The 2,348-nt window shown below is 68.9% G+C and carries 3 protein-coding genes; 1 reads left to right on the forward strand and 2 read right to left on the reverse strand.

Annotated elements, in window-relative coordinates:
- A partial coding sequence (locus tag BN903_RS14990) for an LLM class flavin-dependent oxidoreductase (protein ID WP_048078494.1) occupies positions 1-341 on the reverse strand: 341 nt, incomplete at its 3' end.
- A complete protein-coding gene (locus tag BN903_RS14995; protein ID WP_048078495.1) occupies positions 338-715 on the reverse strand; it encodes a nuclear transport factor 2 family protein in 378 nt (125 codons plus the stop codon). The genes BN903_RS14990 and BN903_RS14995, both read right to left, overlap by 4 nt.
- 176 nt (positions 716-891) lie before the next feature.
- Between BN903_RS14995 and BN903_RS15000 the strand changes: the two genes are divergently transcribed.
- A complete protein-coding gene (locus BN903_RS15000; RefSeq protein ID WP_048078496.1) occupies positions 892-2,340 on the forward strand; it encodes an FAD-dependent oxidoreductase in 1,449 nt (482 codons plus the stop codon).
- Positions 2,341-2,348 lie beyond the last annotated feature (8 nt).

Genomic DNA, 2,348 nt, shown 5'->3' on the forward strand with positions numbered 1-2,348 from the left:
CCTATCCCCGTGTGTGCCTTGCCTCCACGACTGGATCGCCCGCCGCCGGAGTGCGCGTCGAGCGTCGCGGCCGCCTGCGCGATCGCGGCCGGCGTCCGCGAGAACACGTTGACGATCCCGGTCGCGAGCCTGATCCGATCGGTGTGGACTGCCCAGCGCTCCAGTTTGCCGAACGCCGACTTCCCCTGTCCCTCGGCCGCCCAGGCGCTCTCGTAGCCGAGCCCCTCGGCGCGAGCGACAAGCTCCGGCTCGTCGCGCAGCGCGAAGAGGACGCCAATGCGGTCGGCGTCTCCGTCGTCCGTCGCCGGTGCGCCCGCGTCGTCGGCGATCCCGTCGCTCACGGTTCGACCACCCCCTCGACGGCGAGGTCGTTGTACACGTCGAGCCGATCGATCGTCCCCTCGCTGACCTCGTACACGTCGACGTATCGCACGTCTTCGAAGCCCTCACCGTCGTTGTCGACACCGTGGAGCGTGCCCTGGCTGACGACCCGGTCGCCGTCGACGGTCCAGCGACCGAACGACTTGCCGGCGCGTTCGTACCGCGGTTCGAGGAAGGCGAGAAACGATGCCGCGGCGTCTGGACCCTCGAACCGCGCTCCCGGGACCGTGACGACGGCGTCGTCGGCGAACAGCTCCCCGACGGTCTCCCGCTCGTCCGGGTCGGCCATCCGCTCGAAGAACTCCTCGACAGTTTCGCGTGGCGTTCGGGCCATGATACCCGTACACACCCAAAGAGATATAAAAGGAACCATCATGGTCCTAAATGACGATCAGCGGTCAAACGCACGAGTCGCCAGCGGAGCGGACCTGGGGAAATCGATGTTGGCACACGATCGGCGACACCCCGCCGACCGGTAACTTTACGCGGAGCGGTTTCCTGACTCGTGGTATGGGATCACGTGATGCGGAGCCGCAGCGGCGCACGCTAGACGACGCGAGCGCGGAGGTCGTCTCCGCGGACGAGGTCGAGTTCGACGTGGAGACCGACGTGTTGGTCGCGGGGGCCGGCGGATGCGGGCTCACGGCGACGCTCGCGGCCTGCGAGGACGAGGGCCTGACAGTCACCCTCCTAGAGAAGAGCGACGAGGTCGGCGGCAACGCGGCGCTGTCGACGGGGATGATCCCCGCGGCCGGCACCCGCTTCCAGCGCGAGGCGGGGATCGAGGAGCAGCCGGCGGACATGGCGCGGGACATCTTGGAGAAGAACGGCCACGAGGCCGACGCGGAGCTGGTCCAGCACCTCTGTGAGCAGAGCGTCGAGTTAGTCCACTGGCTCGTCGACGACTGGGACATCTCCCTCCACCTCGTGGACGACTTTAAATACCCCAAACACTCCGAATACCGGATGCACGCGCCGCCGGGCCGGAACGGCGAACACCTCGTCGCCGAGATGCGCGACCGGATCGAGGCGCGGGAGAACGCGGAGCTGCTGACGAACACGCCGGTGACGAAGCTGGTCGCGAAAGACGGTGCCGTCGAGGGCGTCGTCGCGGGGGCGGTCCGCGAGGAGGCGATCCGGGCGGACCGAGTGATACTCGCCACCGACGGCTTCGCCGGGAACCGCGAGATGGTCCGGGCTCACTGCGAGGACGACATCGCCGACGCGCTGTACTACGGCTCGGACGGCAACACCGGAGACGGGATCCGCTGGGGCGCGGAGCTCGGCGGCGCCCTCGCGTCGATGGACGCCTTCCAAGGCCACGCGACCGTCGTCAGCGGGACGGGCGCGCTGTCGACGTACGCCGTCGTGATGAACGGCGGCGTCCTCGTCAACGCCGACGGCGAGCGCTTCGGAAACGAGTCGAAGGGGTACTCGCAGTTCGCGATCGACGTGGTCCGTCAGGAGGGCGGCGTCGCCTACGAGATCTTCGACGAGCGGATCTTCGAGCGGCTCAAAGGCGAGTTCGACGACTTCGACCGCGCCGTCGACCTCGGCTCGTACACCAGCGCCGACACCGTCGAGGAACTCGCCGCCGAACTCGGCTGCGACCCGGAAGCGAGTCGAGAGGCGGTCGAGTCGTACAACGCGGCCGTCGAGGCTGGCGAGCCGGACGAGGTCGGCCGCGAAGACGGCCGGAACGTCCTCACAGCCCCGTTTTACGGAACCGAAGTTACTGGCTCGCTGTTCCACACCCAGGGCGGGCTCGTCGTCGACGAGCACGCGCGGGTCCTCCGCGAGGACGGTTCGACCGTCGACGGCCTCTACGCCGGGGGCGGCACCGCGACGGGCATCAGCGGCCACGGGGCCGATGGCTACCTCTCCGGGAACGGGCTCACGACCGCCATGGGGTTCGGTCGGCTCGCCGGCCTGCACGCCGCGCGGGCGCTGGGTGAGTGACGATGGGA

The sequence above is a fragment of the Halorubrum sp. AJ67 genome (assembly GCF_000513435.1).

Coding starts and splice junctions, on each gene's coding strand:
- BN903_RS14995 (WP_048078495.1), bottom strand. CDS start 715: ATGGCCCGAACGCCACGCGAAACTGTCGAGGAGTTCTTCGAGCGGATG.
- BN903_RS15000 (WP_048078496.1), top strand. CDS start 892: ATGGGATCACGTGATGCGGAGCCGCAGCGGCGCACGCTAGACGACGCG.